Here is a 17,081-nt window from a genome sequence, read left to right on the forward strand (position 1 = left end):
CCCAGATTCACACCTTCCCGTACGACCACGTGCGCAGCCATTACCACGAGGTCGGCAAGCACTTCGTCGACGAGGAGATGCTGCGGCTGCTGGAGCAGGCACGCACGCTGTTGCCGACGATCCCGGGGCCGTGGCCCCTCGTGCAGACGCTTGCGGCGTTCCTCGACACCGCGTTGGACAAACAGGACGGCACGTACGACTACACCTCGTACATCGGCCTTCCCCTGCTGCAGGTGCCCACCGTGGACGACCCGGTGGCCCAGGCGCCGTTCGCCCGCACCCGGTGCGACCGGGTCGGTGCCCAGCTGCTCGCCGACGTGCTCGCCTTCGAGCTGAAGGCGACCGAGGCGGGCGCGACGTTGTTGCCCGCCATGCGCCCCGAACCGGAGCTGGTGACCAAGCGCTACAAGCACGGACTCCGGGCGCTGCGGCCGAAGTTGCAGCGCATGAACCTCAAACACGTGCTCACCGCGAGCAGCCCCGCCGAGCTGGCCAGACAGGCGAGCGACGCCGTGCTGGTGGACCGCTCCGAGGTCGAACGGCTCACGATCGAGCTGAGTGTGCTGCCGGTGTACACGGCGCACGACGAGTACATGTTCCTGCGGGTGCTGCAGTCGTTCGAGACCACGTTCGCGTTGCTGACCGTGCAGCTGCGCGCGGTGATCGAGGCGCTCGCCGGCCGGGACGTCGAGCGGGCGGTGCACTTCCTGAACGAGTCGAGTACGGCCCTCGGCGAATCGGCGCCGCTGTTCTCGATGCTCGCGACCATGCAGGTCGAGTCGTTCCGCACGTTCCGCGAGTTCACCGAGGGCGCCAGCGCCATCCAGTCGCACAACTACAAGATCGTCGAATCGCTGTGCCGTGTCCCGGACTCGGAACGCCGGGACTCGGCCGCCTATCTCTCGGTGCCCGCCGTACGGCAGCGGGTGCTCGACGGTCAGTACACATTGGACGAGGCGCACCGGGAGATCGCGACGTCCGGGGACGTCGACGCGGCCGGCCTGGAACGCATCCGCGACGCCATGTCCTCCTTCGCCCACACGCTGCTGCGCTGGCGCAACACCCATTACCGGCTCGCGGTGCGGATGTTGGGCGAGGCCACGGGTACCGGCTACACCGAGGGCACGCCGTACCTGAACGCGGTGCGCGAGATCCCGGTGTTCCACACCGTCTCCGACGAATCCGCCACCGACGAGAGGACGGCGAAGCTGTCATGAGTGTCCACACGGCGCAGGTGGGGATCGTCGGCGCGGGCCCGGTCGGCATGATCGCGGCGCTGCGACTCGCGGACGCCGGCGTGTCGAGCGTGCTGCTCGACAGCAAGCCCTACCTCGTGAAACAGGGGTCGAAGGCGTGCCTGATCCAGGGAGACGTCCTCGAGGTGCTGGAACGCGCGGGGTGCGCACAGCCGATCGCCGACGAGGGCGTGACCTGGACGATCGGCCGGACCTATGTCCGCGACAAGGTCATGCGCAGCACGACCTATCCGCGCGGCCCCGGCTTCGGACCGTTCGTCAACATCTCGCAGTACCGCATCGAGCAGGTGCTGGCCGAGGCCGTCGAGCGGCATCCGCTGTGCGAACTCCGGTGGGGGCACGAGGTCGTCGCGGTGGACCAGGACGCGGATTCGGTCACGTTGCGGGCCCACGGTCCGGAGGAGACGGCCGACGATCTGCGGTTCGCCTACGTCGTCGCCGCGGACGGGGTGCGTAGCACGATGCGCGAGCTCCTCGGGGTCGAATGGACGGGGTACACGCACTCCGACCGGTTCCTGATCACCGACATCAAGGCCGACCTGCCGCTCGCCAAGGAACGGCACTTCCATTACGACCCGTCGTTCAACCCGGGCCGGCAGCTGGTCATGCACCCGCAGCCCGACGACGTGTGGCGCATCGACTGGCAGCTTCCCCCCGACGCCGACATCGAGGCCGAACGCCGCGACGGGACGTTCGACGCGCGCGTGCGCGCCGTGATCGGGGACGTCGAGTACGAGATCGACTGGGTCAGCACCTACCGTTTCCACCAGCGGGTCGTCGATCAGCTCGTCGTCGGCCGCGTCCTGTTCGCCGGCGACGCGGCGCACGCGCTTCCGCCCTACGGCTCGCGCGGGATGAACAGCGGCATCCAGGACGCCGACAACCTGGCGTGGAAGATCGGCGCCGTCCTCAACGGACAGTCCCCGGCGCAGCTCGTCGAGACCTATCACGCAGAACGGTATGCGGCGGCGAAGGAGAACCTCCGCGTCACCGAGGCGACGATCCGGTTCATGGTCCCGCCCAGCCGGATTCGCCGGTGGACGCGGGCGCTGCTGCTCGCGCTCGCCCACAGCGTCGGCGCGGCCCGCGACCGGGTCAACAGCGGTCGGATGGCCGAGCCGTACGTTTACGACGATTCGCCGATCGTGGCGCCGCAGCACGGCAACGCGTTGCTCGGTTCGTTCCTGCCCGACCCGGTCGTCCACCACGGCGGGACCGCGACGCGACTGCGCAAGCTGATCGCCGACGGGTTCGCCGTGCTGGTCGTCGCCGACGACCTCGACACCGCCCGCACCCTCGTCCGCGCTGCCGGCGCCGCCCATGCGGGGCTGTCGGCCGGGACGGGATCCGGGGTCGGGGGCATCACGGTCCTGGCACCGGACACCGTGCCGGGGGACGCCTTCGGTGCCGACGTGCCCGTCGCGCACGCCCCCGCGAGCGAGCTGGAGCGATTCGCCACCGGCTGGTGGCTCGTCCGGCCCGACGGGCACCTCGCCGCGCACGGCCCGGCCGGCGCCACCGATGCGTCCCTGGACCCCGTGGACCCCGTGGACGCCGAGGACTCGGTGGACGGTGTGGCCCTCGATCTGGCCGCCGCGTTGCGCCGCTGCCTGGGCCATGACCTGCCTGCCACATCCGCTCTCGTGAAGGAGGCCCGATGACCACCGCTCCTGCTTACGCCTGGCAGAACGGCAAGCTCATCCCGTGGGACGAGTGCGTGGTGCACGCACGGAGTCAGGGCGCGTTCTGGGGCGCCAACGTCTTCGAGGGCATCCGCGCCTACGTCAGCCCGGACGACGGTGTCACCTACGCCTTCCGGGTCCAGGACCATCTCGACCGGCTCCGCCGGTCGATGAAGAGCCTGCACATGGAGATCGACCACTCCGACGCCGAGCTCACCGACGCCTGCACCGAACTGGTGCGCGCCAACGCCTTCGGCGTCGACGTGCACGTCTGCATCGTGGCGTACTTCGATCTCGCGCCCGACTTCGATTCGCTCGGCTACACCCCGGAGACGGGTGTGCACATCACCTCGACGGTGGTCCCGCGCTCCCCCGCCTACCGCGACGGTGTCGCCGCGACCGTGTCGTCGTGGCGACGGATCAGCGACGACGCGATGCCGCCCCGGATCAAGACCGGGGCGAATTACCACAACAGCAGGCTCGCCCAGCACGAGGCGATGCGCAACGGTTTCGCGACGACGCTGCTGCTCAACCAGCGGGGCACCGTGTCGGAGGCGCCGGGTTCGTGCGTGGTGATGGTGCGAGCGGGCGAGCTGGTGACGCCGCCGGGCACCAGCGGTGTCCTCGAGGGGATCACCGTCAACACGACGGCCACATTGGCCGAACGGTTCCTCGACATGCCGATGCGGCACCGGGAGATCGACCGCACCGAACTCCACGCGGCCGACGAACTGTTCCTGTGCGGCACGAAGTCCGAACTGTTGCCGATCACGAGCGTGGACCGCATCCCGATCGGCACCGGGAGCATCGGCCCGGTGACGCGCGAGCTGCAGGACCGCTACGACGACGCCGTGCTGGGGCGGCTCGACCAGCCCGGTTGGTGCACCCCCGTCCCGATGACGAGGACGGAGGTTCCCGCATGAGCGCGGTGACCGCGCTCGCCGCGGCGCTGCACGCGGGCGACGTCGACGTCGTCGATCTCACCGCCCCGCTGTCCGAGGAGACACCGATCATCTCGCTGCCCCCGGAACGGGCCCAACCGTGGCCGTTCGCCCGGGAGGTGATCAGTGAGTTCGACGCGGGCGGACCGCATGTGTATTGGAACAACATCAGCCTCTCCGAGCACACCGGAACGCACTTCGACGCACCCGCGCACTGGTTGTCCGGCAAGGGCGGACAGGACGTCTCGCAGGTTCCGCCGTCGAAGCTGGTCGGCCCCGTCGCGGTCCTCGACATGACCGACGAGGTCGCGGCCGACGACGACTTCCTGTTGCGACGTGAACACGTCGAGGACTGGTCCGAGCGGCACGGCGCGCTCCCCGAGGGCGGCTGGCTGCTGTACCGAACGGGGTGGGCCGAGCGGGCGGGCGACGCGGCCCGGTTCCTCAACGACCGCCACACCCCCGGGGTGTCCGAGGACTGCGCCCGCTGGCTCGCCGAGCAGACCCCGCTGATCGGCATCGGCGTCGAGACCGTCGCACGGATGCGGGTCTGGCGGGCGAGTTCGACCAGCCCTACCCGTGCCACTGGTACTTCCACGGGGCGGGCAAGTACGGCCTGACACAGCTGCGGAACCTGGACCGGCTCCCGCCGACCGGCGCGGTGCTGATGTCCGCGCCGCTGCCCATCGTCGGTGGCTCCGGAAGTCCGGCCCGGGTCCTCGCGTTCGCCGACCGGACCACCCCCACGGACGGCGGTCCGGCAACGTGAGCGACACCGGATTCCGCGTGGCGAAGGCCCTGTTCGACCAACACCGCGGCACCCGCGGACCCGTCGGCGAGTTCGAACTCCTCGACCGCACGTGGGAGCTGTTCGGCGGCGTCTTCGATCCGTCGCTGGCCGTCGGCACCAGCCTGTTCACGCAGGAGCTCCCGTACCCGAGGGGCGGACGCTTCCTGGAGGTGGGCTGCGGCGCGGGCGTCACAGCGGTGCACGCCGCGATGTCGGGCTGCCGATGGGTGACGGCACTGGACATCAGCTGGAGCGCGGTGGACAACACCCGCCGCAATGCGAAACGGCACGGAGTCGACCACGTCGTGCGGGTCGCGCACAGCGACCTGTTCTCGGCACTGGCGCCCGACGAACGTTTCGACCTCGTCTTCTGGAACTCCAACTTCGGTGACCCACCGGACGGGTTCAGCAACGAGAGCGAACTGCACCACGCCTTCTTCGACCCGGGTTACGCCACGCATCGGCGATTTCTCCACGAAGCTCCCCGTTGGCTCGGCGACGACGGCCGACTGCTGCTGGGTTTCAGCAGCCTCGGCAACGCCGAACAGCTGGAGGCCGACTGCGCGGAGGCCGGCTTGGCCGTGAAACTCCTGTGGTCACACACCCACACGATCGACCGAGCCGGGGACCCGAACACCGAGATCGAGTTGCAACTACTCGAACTGGTTCGCCGGTGAACACCACCATCACAATTCCGAGGAGCTGAATCCATCGTGCCCGAGAACTCCGGCATCAACGAGTTTCGCACGCTGCTGTCCGACACCGGCCGTTGCCGCGTCGCCACACTGAAGCGGGACGGCAGACCACAGATCTCGACCGTGGACTACTGCTGGGACGGTGCCGATCTCCTGCGGTTCTCGACGACCGCCGACCGCGCGAAGGTGCACAACCTGCGCCGGGACGGCCGGATCAGCATCATGGTCGACTCGCCGGACGGTGCGTCGTACGCGGTGTTCGAGGGCACGGCGGAGCTGACGCCGACCGCCGGGACCACCGACGACGCGACGGTCGAGGAACTCGTCGACGTCTTCCGCAGGGTCCAGGGCGAGCACCCGGACTGGGACGAGTACCGGGAGGCGATGGTCGCCGACGGCAGGCTCGTCGTGCGCGCGCGGCTGGAGCGGGCCTACGGATTCATCCGCCCCACCTCTCCCGGCGGCGCGAACGCCACCGAGCTCCCCCGGCTGCACGTGCTCGTGGCGAGCACCCGGCCGGAACGTTCCGGCCCCGCCATCGCCGACTGGATCACCGCCAAGGCCAAGGAATCCGGGCTGTTCGACGTCCACCTCGTCGATCTGGCCGAGTTCGAGCTGCCGCTGCTCGACGAGCCGAACCACCCCGCGGCGCGCAACTACACGAAGGACCACACGAAGCGGTGGAGCGCGTCGGTCGACGCCGCCGACGCGTTCGTGTTCGTGGCACCGGAGTACAACTTCGCGATCAACGCGGCGCTGAAGAACGCGCTCGACTACCTGTTCTTCGAGTGGCACTACAAGCCCGTGGGTTTCGTCAGTTACGGCAACACCTCGGCCGGCCTGCGCGCACAGCAGATGACGAAGCAGGTCGTGACGACGCTGAAGATGCTGCCGCTGAACGAGGCCGTGGCGGTCCACTACTTCGGCAACCACCTCGAGGACGGTCGGTTCGTCGCCACCGAACAGCACGACGGCGCCGCCGAGGCGATGCTCGCCGAGCTTCGCCGTGTCGCCGAGGCGCTGGCGCCGCTGCGGGCCGGCAACTGACGTCCGAGGCACCGACAGCCCGATCCAGAAACGGAGTCCGCAATGGACAGTATCGTCGTGGTCGGCAGCGGGGGCCGGCCTTATCGGGAGTATGCCTTCCGTTCCCTCGCCACGAGATTCCGCGTGTCGGCGGTCCTGTCCGCGGAACCGACGTGGCAACAGCACTATCTGACCGACTGGATCGTCGCCGACCCGACCGACGAGGCGGCCCTCACCGAGGCGGTGCGGACCCTCACCGAGTCCGGCGGAGGTGTGCTGACGTGGGACGAGACGGTCCTCGAGAGGACGGCCGCCGTCGCGGAGAAGCTGTCCCTGCGGCACATGTCCCGGGATGCGGTCACCCGATGTCGGGACAAGTACCTGACTCGCACGGTCCTCGCCGATGCGGGCGTGTCCTCGGTCCGGCACGCGCTCGTGCGCAACGCCGACGAGGCGGTCGACTGGGCGGAACGCACGGGACTGCCGGTGGTACTCAAACCACGGGCACTCGCCGGCAGCATCGGGGTTCAGGTCGCCGGGAGCGCCGCGGAGGTGCGTGAGGCGTTCGCGCTCGCCGCGGGTGCGGAGTTCGCCACGCTTCCCACCGGACACGGGGTGCTCGTGGAGGAATACCTCGACGGGCCGGAGATCAGCATCGACTGTGTGGTCGACGACGGCCGGGTGACGTGCGTCCAGGTCGCCAGGAAGCGGCTCGGTTTCGCGCCGTACTTCGAAGAGGTCGGCCATCTCGTCACACCGGTCGACGACCAGCCGTGGGCAGGCGAGGTCGACGAGCTGGTCACGGCTGCGCATCACGCACTGGGCGTCGACGTCGGCGTGACACACGCCGAGGTCCGGCTGACGTCGAACGGGCCCCGGCTCGTCGAGTTGAACGGGCGACTGGGCGGCGACCTCATCCCGTACACGGGCGTGCTGGCCGACGGCACGGACCTGGTGCTGGCGGCGGCGGACCTGGCGCTGGGCCGCGATGTGGGCCCCCTGACCGCACCCCGCCGCTGTGCCGAGGTGCGGTTCGTGTTCCCCGAGAGCGACGGCGTCGTGCGAAGCGTCGACGTGGACGGAGCCACCGAGGTGGCCGGGATCGCGCATGCCGAGGCGGTCGCGGAGCCGGGCAGCACGTTGCGACTGCCGCCGCGTCAGGCCATCCCGCGGATGGCTGCGTTGATCGCCACGGGGCAGGACGAGGCCGAGTGCGTGCGTGCCCTCGACGCCGCGGAACGCGGCGTCGTCGGCGTCATCGAGCCGCTCGGCACACCCTGATGCGGCCGGTCAACGCGCTCATCGCGACACACGGGCTCAGCTCCATCGGGCTGGGCCTGGTGTTCCCGTTCACCGCGATCTACCTGTCCGACCAGCCGGGTCTGGGCAACTCGGGTGTCGCGCTGTTCTACGCCTGCACGGGCGGGGCGAATCTGATCGTGGCGCTGTTGCTGACCGCCAAGATCGTCCGGCTGCCGACCGTCACCCTCGGCGTACTCGGCACGCTCCTGTGGTTCGCGGGGTACGCGTCGTTGCCATGGGCGGACGTGCACGCCGGGGCCGCGTCGTCGGCGGTACTGATCGGTGCGGGCCAGGGTTGTTTCATGGCCGCGGTGATTCCGCTGATCAACGGCCTGGTCACCGAGGACGAGCGGCGTGCGGTGTTCGCCCGCAGGTATGCGGTGTTGAACGTGACGTTGGCCCTCGGGTCGTTGACGGCGGGTTTGTTGACGGTCGGGTTGCCGCGGTCGGTGATCGGATGGTTCTTCGTCGCCAACGCCGTGGCGATCCTGCCGATGGCGGTGGCGATCGCCGTCGCCGGGCGGCATCTGCCGACGCGGGCGAAGCGCCCGACTCCGCGTGGGACACCGGGCGAGCTCGGCTTCCGGAAACTATGGGCACTGGCGTTGCCGCCCGCGGCATTCCAGTTGTCGGTGTACCTGTTCGGTTTCAGCCAGTTCGAGGCGACCTCGCCGCTGGTGGCCGACGGCCTGATGGGCATGGGCCTGTTCGTCGTGTCGTTGATGTTGGTGGTCAACGTGGCGACGATCGTGGTGGCGCAGAGTCCGCTGACGAAACTGCTCAAGCGGTATCCGGAGACCACGGGGTTGCGGATCGCCGTACTGGCCTGGATCGCCGGCTTCGTGATCGCAGGCGTCTGCGCGTTCGGTCCGTACGAGATGCGACTGACCGGTCTGCTGATCTACGCGATGATCTTTGCGATCGGCGAGTGTGCGTACTCCTGTTCGTTCCATCCGTGGCTGATCTCCGTGGTGCCGGAGAGCGAGTTGACGCAGGCGAGCGCACTGGTCAACTCGATGATGGGCATCGGCAATTTCCTGGGCCCGTCCATCGGCGTGCTCCTGGTGACGACGGGGAACGCCAGCACCGTCTGGTTCGGACTGGCCATCTCCTGCGCCGTGGTCACGGGGTTGGTCGGCTGGTTCACCGCGGCGCGGTCGGCGGCGACGAGCAAGGTCCACACGGCGAGCTGACCCGGAACGCCAACACAGCGACGCGAGATGCTGACACGACGCCGCAAAGTGCTGACACGGCGACGCAAGATGCCAACACGGCGACGTGGGGTGCTGACACGGCGGCGGGGGTCAGCCCGCGGGGTCGCTGCCGAGGACCTGGAGCATGCCTTCGACGGCTCGTGGCCAGGTGAATTCCTCGGCGCGGGCCCTGGCCAACCCGCGCCGCACCGCTTCGGGTGTCTCCAGCAACTCGGTCACGGCTCCGGCGAAGGCCCCGGCGTCGTCGGCGACAGCAGCCCCGCACCCGGGCCGGACGATCTCGCGCAACGCCGACGACCGCGACACGACGACGGGCGTCCCCGACGCGAGCGCCTCCAGCGCGGCGAGTCCGAAGGTCTCGTGCGGCCCGGGCGCCAACGACACGTCCGCGCTGGCCAGCAGGCGCGCGACGGCGGCGCGGTCGGCGACGTAGCCGAGGAAGTGCACGGGCAGTCCGCGGGCGCGGCGTTCGAGGGCGCGCCGCCGCGGTCCGTCACCGGCGACGACGAGGCGCACGTTGGCACCGGCGTCGGTCAGTTCCGCCACCGTGTCGACGCTGCGTTCCACGTGCTTCTCCGGCGACAGCCGTCCACAGTGGACGACGAGGGCGTCGGCGCCCGCGGTGAGTTCGCGGCGCCAGCCGCCGTCGTGCAGGTCGGGTCGGAACGTGGACAGGTCGACGCCGAGGGGCACGCGCTGCACGTTGGGCGCGCCGATGCGGTCGAACTCGCCCCTGGCGAACGCGGTCGTGCAGACGACCTTGTCGTAGGTGCCCGCCATGCGCCGGTTCGCGGTGTCGGCGACGCGTTCGGCCAACACGCGCGGCAGCAGGAACTGGCGCAGCAGCCGGTCGAGGCGTTCGTGGGAGATGACGACGCTGGGCACGCCCCGCTCCCGCGCCCACGCGCCCATGCCGCGCAGGGTCAGCCGATCGGACACCTCGAGCCGGTCGGGTTCGAGGTGTTCCAGCAGCGCGCGCACGCGGAACGGGTCGACGGCGCGGTAGCCGCCGGTGCCGGGGATCTGCGGGGCGGGCAGCAGCACGCGGCGCACCCCGCTCGGCAGTTCGGTGTCCTCGCGGCGCGGACCGGGCACGACGAGCGTCACCCGGTGTCCGCCGGCGACGTATCCGGCGCGAGGTGGTGCAGGGCCGTGCGCAGTCCGCCCGAGCGGGGCCCGTAGAAGTTGGCCAGCTGCACGATGTGCAGCGAGTCCGCTCCCCCGGGGCCCATCGGCTATGCCGCCCGGATGATCCGACCCCGGACGGCCTCGTAGTGGCCGACCAGTTGGCCGCACACCGCGGGCCAGGTGCGGCCGAGGACCGCCCTGCGCCCGGCCTCCGCCATCTCGGCGCGCACGTCCGCGGGGCGCAGCAGGTCGATCGCCTCGGGCAGTGCCGCCTCGAAGTCGCCGCGGTGCGGGGGCAGCAGCAGCCCCGTGACGCCGTGGTCGACGAGGTCGCGCGGTCCGCCCGCGGCCGGTGCGAGGACGGGCAGTCCGGAGGCCATGGCCTCCTGCACCGCTTGGCAGAACGTCTCGTGCGGTCCCGTGTGGACGAACAGGTCGAGGCTCGCGTACGCGGTGGCGAGGTCGTCGCCGTACTGCGCGCCGAGGAACGCCGCGTCGGGCAGCGCGGCCCGCAGCGATTCCAGTTCGGGGCCGTCGCCCACGACGACCACCCGGACGCCCGGCACGTCGGCCAGCGCGGCCAGTCGGCCGACCTCCTTCTCGGGGGCGAGCCTGCCGACGAAGCCGACGAGCAGTTCCCCGTCGGGGGCCAGTCGGGCGCGCAGGTCGGGGTCGGCGTGCGCCGGGTCGAACCGTTCGATGTCGACGCCCCGGCCCCAGCGGTGCACGCGCGGGACGCCGTGCAGACGCAGCTGGTGTGCCGAGTCCGACGACGGGGCGAGCGTGCGGTCGGCGCGCGAGTGCAGTCGGCGCACCCACCTCCACGCGGCCCTGGCACCGAGGCCGAGGCCGTACGCCTCGGCGAACCCGGCGATGTCGGTCTGGTAGACGGCGACGGTGGGCACGCCGAGCCGGCGCGCCGCCGCGAGGCCTCTGGCCCCGACGACGAACGGCGAGGCCAGGTGCACCACGTCGGGCACGAACTGGGCGAGCGCGGTGAGGACGGTCCGGGTGGGGACGCCGACCGGAAGCGTGTTCACCACCGGCAGGTCGACGGACGGCACCCGGACGACCGGTGCACCCCGGTACTCCTCGGGACCGGCCCCTGGTGCGACGACGAGGACGTCGTCGCCGCGCGCCGTCAGATGCTCGACGACCCGCAGCACGGAGTTGGTCACACCATTGACCTGCGGCAGGAAGCTCTCGGTGACGATGGCTACGCGCACGCCTGTCATGGTGCGCCCCGCGGGCGGCGACCGCCTCACACGGACGTAACGCCGCGCCGAACGCCCGCGGAACACTCCACCGCCGGAACGTGGGCGCGACCACCCGGTCGAGTCGTCGTCGGATCGCGAGCGAGGCGTCATCTGCCCTTCGCATGCCGGACACCCGTCATCGCCACTGTGGAGAGGCATGACCCTCTCGTCCCGCATGCTGCGTCCGGTGGACCCCGGGCTGCTCTCCCAGGCGCTCGAGGTGGCAGGACGCCTCGCGGGCGATGCCACCGACGTGATCACCGCGACGGCCGGCCGCGGCGCCCGGCCGACCACGAAGGAATCGCCGTTCGACTGGGTCACCGACACCGACCGCACGCTCGAGCGGCACACCCGGCGGGTGCTGGGCATGGAGTTTCCCGGCATCCCGGTGGTCGGTGAGGAGTACGGCGGCGACACGGGCGCCGACGACGCCGAGTACCGCTGGGTCGTCGACCCGGTCGACGGGACCGCCAACTACGTGGCCGGCATCCCGTGGTGCTCGTACAGTCTGGCGCTGGTCGACCCGGACGGACCGGTCGTGAGCGTGGTGGCCGACCCGTATCGCGGCCAGTTGTACAGCGCGGCCCGCGGACGCGGCGCCCGCGCCAACGGCGCGCTGATCGAGGTGCCGGAGCGGGCGAGCACGGCGGGATCGATCGTGTGCACCGAGCTCACCGGCGGCGACGCGTGGCACGGCATGGGCCGGTTCGTCGAACGCGCCGCCCGCGCCCATTCGGGCACGCGGATCCTCGGCTCGTCGGCGCTGGCGGTGACCCAGGTGGCGTTGGGCCACGCGGTCGCCGCGGTCCTCGACGGGTACCGCGAGTGGGACGTCGCGGGCGCGTTGGGCGTGGCCACCGAGGCGGGTGCGCTGGTGCTCGACCGCCAGGGTCAGCAGTCGGCCCTGCCGCTCGACGGGGTGCTCGTCGCCGCCCCGCGTGTCGCGGCCGAGGTCTTCGACTGGTGGACCGGCGTCCAGGAGGAGTAGGCGGCGCTCAGGCGGCGGTGCGGTGTCGGCGGCGGTGCGGCAGGATCCGTCCGCCGGCTTGCCTGAGCAGCAGCCACAGCAGGGGCCCGGCGACCATCCAGGTGAACAGCGCGGTGGTGCTCGTGGGCAGCAGGGTGAGCACCCACGTGCGGCCGGCGACCTTGACGAGGTCGGGTTCGGTGATGTCGTACTCGACGCGCACGAGCTGGCCCTGGCTGAGCCCGTCGGGGTAGAGCACGCCCAGGTCGGGGTTGTGCGACTCGCCGTCCGGGGTGTCGTAGCGGATGAGGGTGCGGTCCCACGTGACCTGCTCGACCTGCGCGACGGCCGTGCCCCGGTTCTTGGCGATCTCCCGGTCGTTGACCCACGCGCCCGCGGAGATCACGAAGCATTCGAACGTGATCAGCAACGCGAGCCCCAGCACGACCCACGAGCCGATCCGCCAACGCCGCTGCTTCCGCTCGGTGCGACTCGCCGGGCCGGCGGCCGCGTTCGACGCCGTGTCTGCCGCGGCGTCGGCCGACGTGTCAGCGGCCGTGTCGCTGTCCGGTGGCGACTCGGGTGACGGCTGGGACGAGGAGGTCACACCGCAATCCTAGGTGCCGCCACCGAACCGCCGTCCCCTCGTCTCCTCGACGCCCACGTGCCCGACCTGCGCCTGCTCGTACTCGGCCTCGTAGGCATCCTGCTCGGCGCGCGCCTGCTGTACGCCCTCCTCGGTGATCTGCCCGCGCGCGACGGCCTCCCGGCGCAGGGCGTCCCACGTGATCGCGTTGCCGGCCATGCTGGTTCCTCCTGTCCCGGAGCCTGTCCAGGCGTTTGTCCAATGCGGGGACGGTACAGCTTGCATCCGACAATTCACGGGGCGTGACGGGCGACGGCCAGCTTCGTCCGCGGGTCCGGGGCGGGCTGGTCAGGCGGTGGTCAGCCGGTGACTGCGGTGGCCACGGCTTCGCGGAGGGTGGCGTGGAGGGCGCGGTGGCGGCTGCGGTCGGCGCGGACCTCGACGACCCGCAGGCCGGGCTGCGGGGTCAGCGCGTCGCGGAACTCCTCGAGCGTGTCGGCCCGGCGGTGCGGCACGCCGTAGCCGGCGCACAGGGCGGCCAGGTCGGCGCCGTGCGGGGTGCCGAAGATCCGCTCGAAACCCTCGCTGTGCTCGGGTGCGCCCTGTTCGAGCAGCGAGAAGATGCCGCCGCCGTCGTCGTTGACGACGATGATCGTCAGATCGGGCCGCGCCTCGGCGGGGCCGATGAGCAGGCCGTTGATGTCGTGCAGGAACGTCAGGTCGCCGAGCAGCGCGTACGACGGCGCCCGGTGCACGCTCGCGGCGCCGACCGCGGTCGACACGGTCCCGTCGATCCCCGCGACGCCGCGGTTGCGGTGCACCAGCACGTCGCGGCGCCGGCCGCCGACGAGCGCCACGTCGCGCGCCGGGTTCGACGACCCCACCACCAGCAGCGCCCCCTCCGGCAGTCCGCGCACCAGCTCCTCGGCGACGCGCAGCCCGTTGGGCCACGGCTCGCGCGCGAGAGCCTCGTGCACGGCCGTCACGGCGGCGGCGTCGGCACGCTGCCACCGCGCCAGCCACTCGGGGTCGGCCGGCTTGGTCGGCGCGTCGAACCACTGCCCCACCTGGCGGACGTTGTGCGCGGGCGCGGGCCAGTCGGCGTCCGGCCGCACCAGCAGCACCTCGACGGCCGGGTCCGACAGCAACCGCTGCACCTGCCGGAACACCGTCGGCCGCCCGATGCACAGCACCTGCTCGGGTTTGTGCTCGTCGAGGAACTCCTCGATGCCCAGCAGCCACGGACCACCGGAGATCGCCGTGTCGCCGCCGAGGCCGAGCCCGCCGGTCTCCGACAGGACCGGCCAGCCGTGCTCCGAGGCCCATTCGCTCGCCGCGTGCACCCCGGCGTCGCAGGCGATGACCAGGCCGTGCCGCGTCGAGGGCACCACGAACGACGGCAACGCCCCGTACTCGGGCAGCTCCGTCCAGCGGGCGCCGCGGGGACGGCCGTCGAGCGACTCGTACCAGTGCGGATCGTCGTCGGGCACCAGCGGTTCGCGGAACGGCACGTTGAGGTGCACCGGGCCGCAGCGCCACTCGCCGTAGGCGGCGTTCCACGCGCGGCAGACCTGGCTGCGCCAGTACGCGTTCTGCCCGGCGCGCCGTTCGGCGACGGCCAGCTCGTCGAAGTAGCGCACCGCGTCGCCGTAGAGGTGCTGCTGGTCGATCACCTGGTTGGCGCCCGCGGCGCGCAGTTCGGGCGGACGGTCGGCGGTGAGCACGATCAGCGGCACGCCGGCGCGGTCGGCCTCGAGCACCGCGGGGTGGAAGTTCGCCGCCGCCGTCCCGGAGGTGCAGACCACTGCCACGGGACGTCCCGTGCGCGCCGCGATGCCGAGCGCCAGGAACCCCGCGCCGCGTTCGTCGATGCGCACGTGCAGGGTGAGCTTGCCGGCGGCCTCGGCGTCCCGCAGCGCCAACGACAACGGCGCGTTGCGCGAGCCGGGACACAACACCACGTGCGACACGGTGTTGCGGACCAGCTCGTCGACGATGACCCTCGCCTGCGCGGTGGACGGGTTCACCTGCGAGCCCCCTCGATGCCTCGGGTGGAACCGCCTATTGTCCCAGGCGTGCATGACACCCAGGTATCCGAACTGTTCGACCCGACCGCATGGACGCCCGTCGAGGGGTTCGAGTTCACCGACATCACCTACCACCGTTCCACCGACAGCCGTTCGGGCAAACGCGTCGTCCGGGTGGCGTTCGACCGGCCCGACGTGCGCAACGCGTTCCGTCCGCACACCGTCGACGAGTTGTACCGCGCACTCGAACACGCCCGGACGAGCTCCGATGTCGGCTGCGTGCTGATCACCGGCAACGGCCCGTCGCCGAAGGACGGCGGCTGGGCGTTCTGCTCCGGCGGTGACCAGCGTATTCGCGGTCGCTCCGGGTATCAGTACGCGAGCGGGGAGACGTCCGACACGGTGGACCCGGCGCGCGCGGGCCGCCTGCACATCCTGGAGGTCCAACGGCTGATCAGGTTCATGCCGAAGGTCGTCATGGCCGTCGTCCCCGGTTGGGCCGCGGGTGGTGGACACTCGCTGCACGTCGTGTGCGACCTCACACTCGCCTCGCTCGAACACGGCAAGTTCAAGCAGACCGACGCGGACGTCGGATCGTTCGACGGCGGGTTCGGCTCGGCGTACCTGGCGCGGCAGGTCGGGCAGAAGCGGGCGCGGGAGATCTTCTTCCTCGGCCGCGAGTACTCGGCGACCGAGGCGTTCGAGATGGGCGCGATCAACCGGGCCGTGCCGCACGCCGAACTGGAGTCCACAGCCCTGGAGTGGGCGTTCGAGGTGCTGGGCAAGTCGCCGACGGCGCAGCGGATGCTCAAGTACTCGTTCAACCTGATCGACGACGGGCTCGTCGGCCAGCAGCTCTTCGCCGGCGAGACGACCCGCCTGGCGTACATGCAGGACGAGGCCGTCGAGGGCCGCGACGCCTTCCTCGAGAAACGCGACCCCGACTGGACCGACCACCCGTACTACTACTGACCCCCGGATTCATGCTCCCGAGGGCCCCATGGTCGCGTGGAACCGAGCACCGTCGCGCGGAGCGTGTCCGTTTGGGTGGCGGTGGGAGGCGGTGGGCGCGACCATGGGGCCCACGGGTGCATCCCACGCCACGGAGGAGCTCGATGAGTCCGGACAAACTCCCGCGCCCGCTTCCCGAGACGCCGGACGAGCGGGACGAGCAGCAGCGCAAACAGGGCCTCTGGACCGACCGTGATGCCCGCGGCGGCGTCATGGTCGGCACCTATGTCGACGACCTGCGCCACGGCGAGTGGAAGCACTACGCCCACGACGGCCGGCTACGTTCCGAGGGCCGGTTCGCCCAGGGCGAGCTGGAAGGTCAGTGGACTTGGTACCGAGCCGACGAGCAGTTGATGCAGCGCGGCGGTTTCCTCCACGGGGAGAAACACGGAACCTGGGAGCGGTGGAACGCCCAAGGCCGGGCCATCGACCGCGGCGACTTCGAGCACGGCAAGAAGGTCGGCACCTGGGAGCAGTACAACCCCGACGGCACCGTGAAGAAGACCACGCGGCACCGAGACCCTCAACACCGAGACAGCTGACCCGCCCGGCACGCCTACCGCCAGGCGGGCTCGGCGTGGTCAGCCCGCCTGCGGAAGCGGCGTGATGGTCTCGAGGTCGTCGCCGATCTCGGCCAAGGCGCACCGGCGGTCGTAATCCGCCTGCAAGGTCGACCAGAACCCCTCGGACATGCCGAAGAAGCGCGACAGACGCAACGCCGTGCCCGCGCTGATGCCGCGACGCTCGGCGACGATCTCGGCCATGCGCGACTGCGGCACGTGAATCTCCCGCGCGAGCCTGTTCACACTGATGCCCAACGGCTCGAGGAACTCCTCGCGCAGGATCTCCCCCGGGTGGATCGGCCCGTGCACCTTGTCAGTGGTAGTCAACGATCTCGACCTCCTCGGGTCCACCGTCGGTCCAGATGAAGCAAATGCGCCACTGGTCATTGATACGGATGCTGTACCGACCCTTCCGGTCGCCGTGCAGCTTCTCCAGGCGATTTCCCGGCGGTACGCGCAGGTCGCTCACTGCGCCCGCACCGTTGAGCAACTGCAGCTTGCGATGCGCCGTGCGTTGCAACGCAGGATGAAGCCTGGTGCGTTCCTGGTTCCACACCTGCTCCGTCTGTTTGTCGGCGAAGGACTGGATCACCAACCAGACTATACGCAGCACGTTTATACGTCAATCAGATAGGTC

The 17,081-nt window shown here is 70.8% G+C and carries 16 protein-coding genes and 2 pseudogenes; 11 read left to right on the plus strand and 7 right to left on the minus strand.

The window, feature by feature from the left end; translation table 11 throughout:
* Positions 1-29: 29 nt before the first annotated feature.
* The 8 genes and pseudogenes from BJF85_RS01870 to BJF85_RS01910 all read left to right on the plus strand — a co-directional run bounded on the left by BJF85_RS01870 (position 30) and on the right by BJF85_RS01910 (position 8,885).
* On the plus strand, positions 30-1,217 hold the full coding sequence (locus tag BJF85_RS01870; RefSeq protein WP_222844422.1) for a hypothetical protein: 1,188 nt from the start codon (positions 30-32) through the stop codon (positions 1,215-1,217).
* The gene (locus BJF85_RS01875; RefSeq protein ID WP_075845497.1) at positions 1,214-2,917 is read left to right on the plus strand and encodes an FAD-dependent monooxygenase; all 1,704 of its coding nucleotides are present in this window, start codon (positions 1,214-1,216) and stop codon (positions 2,915-2,917) included. Before BJF85_RS01870 ends, BJF85_RS01875 begins: the two co-directional genes overlap by 4 nt.
* On the plus strand, positions 2,914-3,861 hold the full coding sequence (locus BJF85_RS01880) for an aminotransferase class IV (RefSeq protein WP_075845498.1): 948 nt from the start codon (positions 2,914-2,916) through the stop codon (positions 3,859-3,861). The genes BJF85_RS01875 and BJF85_RS01880 overlap by 4 nt, the downstream gene beginning before the upstream one ends.
* Positions 3,858-4,648: pseudogene (locus BJF85_RS01885) on the plus strand (cyclase family protein). The gene BJF85_RS01880 and the pseudogene BJF85_RS01885 overlap by 4 nt, the downstream one beginning before the upstream one ends.
* On the plus strand, positions 4,645-5,346 hold the full coding sequence (locus BJF85_RS01890; protein WP_075845499.1) for a class I SAM-dependent methyltransferase: 702 nt from the start codon (positions 4,645-4,647) through the stop codon (positions 5,344-5,346). The pseudogene BJF85_RS01885 and the gene BJF85_RS01890 overlap by 4 nt, the downstream one beginning before the upstream one ends.
* A gap of 36 nt (positions 5,347-5,382) precedes the next feature.
* Positions 5,383-6,411: a TIGR03618 family F420-dependent PPOX class oxidoreductase gene (locus BJF85_RS30980; protein ID WP_083665840.1), complete on the plus strand. Its 1,029-nt coding sequence runs from the start codon at positions 5,383-5,385 to the stop codon at positions 6,409-6,411.
* Between the two features lie 42 nt (positions 6,412-6,453).
* On the plus strand, positions 6,454-7,671 hold the full coding sequence (locus BJF85_RS01905; RefSeq protein ID WP_075845500.1) for an ATP-grasp domain-containing protein: 1,218 nt from the start codon (positions 6,454-6,456) through the stop codon (positions 7,669-7,671).
* Positions 7,671-8,885, plus strand: a complete 1,215-nt coding sequence (locus tag BJF85_RS01910) for an MFS transporter (RefSeq protein WP_075845501.1) — start codon at positions 7,671-7,673, stop codon at positions 8,883-8,885. Before BJF85_RS01905 ends, BJF85_RS01910 begins: the two co-directional genes overlap by 1 nt.
* A 111-nt stretch (positions 8,886-8,996) precedes the next feature.
* Here BJF85_RS01910 and BJF85_RS01915 read toward each other — a convergent pair.
* Positions 8,997-10,114, minus strand: a pseudogene (locus tag BJF85_RS01915) (glycosyltransferase).
* A gap of 27 nt (positions 10,115-10,141) precedes the next feature.
* Complete coding sequence (locus BJF85_RS01920; RefSeq protein WP_075845502.1) at positions 10,142-11,269, minus strand: glycosyltransferase family 1 protein; 1,128 nt, start codon at positions 11,267-11,269, stop codon at positions 10,142-10,144.
* Between the two features lie 178 nt (positions 11,270-11,447).
* On the opposite strand from BJF85_RS01920, the gene BJF85_RS01925 reads away from it, so the two are divergent.
* Positions 11,448-12,278 carry an inositol monophosphatase gene (locus BJF85_RS01925; RefSeq protein WP_075845503.1) on the plus strand — a complete coding sequence of 277 codons (831 nt, stop codon included), beginning with the start codon at positions 11,448-11,450 and terminating at the stop codon, positions 12,276-12,278.
* A gap of 7 nt (positions 12,279-12,285) precedes the next feature.
* On the opposite strand, the gene BJF85_RS01930 is transcribed toward BJF85_RS01925, so the two are convergent.
* From BJF85_RS01930 to menD, 3 genes are all read right to left on the minus strand, one after another.
* The gene (locus BJF85_RS01930) at positions 12,286-12,864 is read right to left on the minus strand and encodes a DUF3592 domain-containing protein (RefSeq protein WP_369822050.1); all 579 of its coding nucleotides are present in this window, start codon (positions 12,862-12,864) and stop codon (positions 12,286-12,288) included.
* A gap of 9 nt (positions 12,865-12,873) precedes the next feature.
* Positions 12,874-13,062 (minus strand): hypothetical protein, encoded by a 189-nt coding sequence (locus BJF85_RS01935; RefSeq protein ID WP_075845504.1) that lies wholly within the window; start codon positions 13,060-13,062, stop codon positions 12,874-12,876.
* A 140-nt stretch (positions 13,063-13,202) separates the two neighbouring features.
* On the minus strand, positions 13,203-14,870 hold the full coding sequence (gene menD, locus BJF85_RS01940; protein WP_075845505.1) for a 2-succinyl-5-enolpyruvyl-6-hydroxy-3-cyclohexene-1-carboxylic-acid synthase: 1,668 nt from the start codon (positions 14,868-14,870) through the stop codon (positions 13,203-13,205).
* Between the two features lie 48 nt (positions 14,871-14,918).
* Here menD and BJF85_RS01945 point away from each other — a divergent pair, with 48 nt between their 5' ends.
* Both BJF85_RS01945 and BJF85_RS01950 read left to right on the plus strand, forming a co-directional pair.
* Complete coding sequence (locus BJF85_RS01945) at positions 14,919-15,842, plus strand: 1,4-dihydroxy-2-naphthoyl-CoA synthase (protein ID WP_075845506.1); 924 nt, start codon at positions 14,919-14,921, stop codon at positions 15,840-15,842.
* 143 nt (positions 15,843-15,985) lie between these two features.
* Positions 15,986-16,423 carry a toxin-antitoxin system YwqK family antitoxin gene (locus BJF85_RS01950; RefSeq protein WP_075845507.1) on the plus strand — a complete coding sequence of 146 codons (438 nt, stop codon included), beginning with the start codon at positions 15,986-15,988 and terminating at the stop codon, positions 16,421-16,423.
* A 39-nt stretch (positions 16,424-16,462) separates the two neighbouring features.
* Here BJF85_RS01950 and BJF85_RS01955 read toward each other — a convergent pair whose 3' ends face one another.
* Together BJF85_RS01955 and BJF85_RS01960 are read right to left on the minus strand one after the other, a co-directional pair.
* Positions 16,463-16,771, minus strand: a complete 309-nt coding sequence (locus tag BJF85_RS01955; RefSeq protein ID WP_075845508.1) for a HigA family addiction module antitoxin — start codon at positions 16,769-16,771, stop codon at positions 16,463-16,465.
* Entirely contained in the window at positions 16,758-17,036 is a 279-nt protein-coding gene (locus BJF85_RS01960; protein WP_075845509.1) for a type II toxin-antitoxin system RelE/ParE family toxin, read from the minus strand. The genes BJF85_RS01955 and BJF85_RS01960 overlap by 14 nt, the downstream gene beginning before the upstream one ends.
* Positions 17,037-17,081: the final 45 nt, after the last annotated feature.

This window comes from Saccharomonospora sp. CUA-673 (assembly GCF_001942305.1).
Lineage (GTDB): Bacteria > Actinomycetota > Actinomycetes > Mycobacteriales > Pseudonocardiaceae > Prauserella.

Excerpts from the sequence above, each read along its gene's own strand:
- BJF85_RS01935 (WP_075845504.1), bottom strand. The coding sequence starts at position 13,062 with ATGGCCGGCAACGCGATCACGTGGGACGCCCTGCGCCGGGAGGCCGTC.
- BJF85_RS01880 (WP_075845498.1), top strand. The coding sequence starts at position 2,914 with ATGACCACCGCTCCTGCTTACGCCTGGCAGAACGGCAAGCTCATCCCG.
- BJF85_RS01925 (WP_075845503.1), top strand. The coding sequence starts at position 11,448 with ATGACCCTCTCGTCCCGCATGCTGCGTCCGGTGGACCCCGGGCTGCTC.
- BJF85_RS01875 (WP_075845497.1), top strand. The coding sequence starts at position 1,214 with ATGAGTGTCCACACGGCGCAGGTGGGGATCGTCGGCGCGGGCCCGGTC.
- BJF85_RS01920 (WP_075845502.1), bottom strand. The coding sequence starts at position 11,269 with ATGACAGGCGTGCGCGTAGCCATCGTCACCGAGAGCTTCCTGCCGCAG.
- BJF85_RS01950 (WP_075845507.1), top strand. The coding sequence starts at position 15,986 with ATGAGTCCGGACAAACTCCCGCGCCCGCTTCCCGAGACGCCGGACGAG.
- BJF85_RS01910 (WP_075845501.1), top strand. The coding sequence starts at position 7,671 with ATGCGGCCGGTCAACGCGCTCATCGCGACACACGGGCTCAGCTCCATC.
- BJF85_RS01905 (WP_075845500.1), top strand. The coding sequence starts at position 6,454 with ATGGACAGTATCGTCGTGGTCGGCAGCGGGGGCCGGCCTTATCGGGAG.